Genomic DNA, 1,814 nt, shown 5'->3' with positions numbered 1-1,814 from the left:
CCTCGCATTGCGTTTACTTGACCTTTTGGCTGTCCGCTCATACCTAAGCGACATGACCGCACGCCCCATTCTCACTGTTCCGAACCCTATTCTGAAACAAATCTCCACGCCGGTTACCGTTGTGGATGATGCGATCCGCGCTTTGATGGATGACATGCTCGACAGCATGTATGAGGCCAAAGGTATTGGTTTGGCCGCTGTTCAAATTGGTGAGCCTGTGCGCGTGATTGTGATGGACCTTGAATGGGGCGGGGCCGAAGCGCCAGACCATCGGGCACCGCGCTTTTTCGTCAATCCTGAGATTATTTGGCACAGTGACGAGACGGCCCCTTATGAAGAAGGCTGCTTGTCGGTCCCTGAATATTATGACGATGTGGAGCGGCCAGCCAAAGTGCGCTTGCGCTACCTCAACCGCGACAATGAGCTGGTGGAAGAAGATGCAGAGGGCATGTTTGCGACCTGTATCCAGCATGAGATGGACCATTTGGAAGGCATTTTGTTCATCGACCATCTCTCGCGCCTGCGCCGCGATCGCGCTTTGGCTAAAGTGAAGAAGATCAAGCGGGCTGCGTAGGCCCAACGTGAACTCCCCTTCCTCCCTTCGCCTGATCTTTATGGGCTCACCCGATTTTGCGGTGCCGACCTTGGCTGCCTTGGTTGAGGCTGGCCATGACGTCGTCTGCGTCTATTCCCAACCGCCCAAGCCAGCCGGACGCGGGAAAGCGCTGCGCCCAACGGCCGTGCATGCGTGGGCAGAGGCGCAGGGGATTGAGGTGCGCACGCCTGCGAGCCTGAAGGGTGCCGAGGCGCAAGCCGAGTTTGCCGCGCTTCAAGCAGATGCGGCGATCGTTGTCGCTTATGGTCTGATCCTGCCGAAAGCGGTTTTAGACGCAACCCGTCTGGGCTGCTTCAATCTGCATGGCTCGCTTCTGCCGCGCTGGCGGGGGGCCGCCCCGATGCAACGCGCCATTGAAGCCGGTGACATTGAGACTGGCGTCCAAGTCATGGCGATGGAGGTCGGTCTGGATACGGGCGGCATCTATGCCACCGCCCGCACGCCGATTTCATCGGGGGACACCACAGGCACCCTGCACGACCGCCTGGCCAGCCTCGGCGCAGCCCTGATGGTGGAGGCTTTACCGCAGCTTGCGGCTGGCACTTTGCCATGTGTCCCGCAAGCCGAGGACGGCATCACCTATGCCGCCAAGATCGATCGGGCAGAGACCAAGATTGATTGGACAAAGCCTGCCGAAATCCTCGACCGCGCCATTCGTGCTTTCGCGCCCTTTCCAGGCGCTTGGTGCCAGTTGCCCGATGGTGCCCGCGCCAAGATCCTTTTGTGCCAAGCTGAAATAGGTGAGGGGGCACCTGGAACCGCGCTGGATGATCGCCTGTTAATCGCCTGCGGACACGGGGCCTTGCGCCTTTTGAAAGTCCAGCGTGAAGGCAAAGGGGCGTTGGATGCGCCTGATTTCTTGCGCGGAAACCCCATTTCCACCGGTCATGTCTTCTCCTAAGGCAACGACACAAAAACAGGTTGCAGGGCCAAAAAATCGCACTTAAGCTGCAAGGGATTTTAGCCGGCTGCGGCGGATTTGAGTCAGTTTTTGGAGTGTTGCCATGGTTTCGCGATTTCGGACATTCGCTGTCAGTCTCACCTGTTTGGCTTTAAGTGTCGGGCCTGCTTTTTCGGATTCAACACCTGCCGCAGCAAATGATCCCATGGTGGCCTACCGCGCCTATGATCAGGCCGTGGCGGAGGGTAAGCTTCCCGATGCCGCTGTTCACGCAAAAGAAGCGTGGAAGCGCGCTGA

General features: G+C 58.5%; 3 protein-coding genes. All 3 read left to right on the top strand.

What is annotated here, in order from left to right; all coding sequences use genetic code 11:
* Nucleotides 1-52 precede the first annotated feature (52 nt).
* Nucleotides 53-574 (top strand): peptide deformylase, encoded by a 522-nt coding sequence (def, locus tag ACOVRA_RS03095; protein ID WP_421719007.1) that lies wholly within the window; start codon nt 53-55, stop codon nt 572-574.
* A gap of 40 nt (nt 575-614) precedes the next feature.
* Nucleotides 615-1,517 carry a methionyl-tRNA formyltransferase gene (gene fmt, locus ACOVRA_RS03090; protein WP_421719006.1) on the top strand — a complete coding sequence of 301 codons (903 nt, stop codon included), beginning with the start codon at nt 615-617 and terminating at the stop codon, nt 1,515-1,517.
* Nucleotides 1,518-1,620: 103 nt separating this feature from the next.
* On the top strand, nt 1,621-1,814 hold a 194-nt coding region (locus ACOVRA_RS03085), incomplete at its 3' end, for a hypothetical protein (protein ID WP_421719005.1).

The sequence above is a fragment of the Aquidulcibacter sp. genome, assembly GCF_049239865.1.
GTDB lineage: Bacteria > Pseudomonadota > Alphaproteobacteria > Caulobacterales > Aquidulcibacteraceae > Aquidulcibacter.
The sequence above is the reverse complement of the archived record's forward strand: the minus strand, read 5'-3'. Positions and strand labels throughout refer to the sequence as shown.